Genomic DNA, 292 nt, shown 5'->3' with positions numbered 1-292 from the left:
GGGGTAAGGGGTCACTCTCCACACGATAGCCGTGATGGATGCAGGCACGCTGCAGGTCACTCATAAAGCTTCCCAGCACGCGGGGCTGCTCAGAGAGTGGGACGGGTCCTGCCTGGCTGCGCCAGAAACAGCGACGCTTAGGGTCCACACAGATTTCATCCACGGGCTGGCTCATGGTGTGCCAGTCCTCGGCATTGGTGAGGGAGAGCAGTTGCCACTGCACGCCAGACCAACGCACTTGCAAGGTGACTGTGCGGGCTGGTGGGCTATCCGGTGTCAGGTGCAGCAGCCA

1 protein-coding gene is annotated in these 292 nt (G+C 62.0%); it reads right to left on the bottom strand.

The features are described 5' to 3' along the window. Window positions 1–292 (bottom strand): hypothetical protein (locus AACR93_RS08860; RefSeq protein WP_082044086.1); only part of this gene is annotated, 292 nt, incomplete at both ends.

The sequence above is a fragment of the Aeromonas sp. L_1B5_3 genome (assembly GCF_963866575.1).
In the GTDB taxonomy this organism is placed as follows: Bacteria; Pseudomonadota; Gammaproteobacteria; order Enterobacterales; family Aeromonadaceae; genus Aeromonas; species Aeromonas jandaei.
Note: the sequence above shows the minus strand (reverse complement) of the source record. Positions and strands in the feature narration are given on the sequence as shown.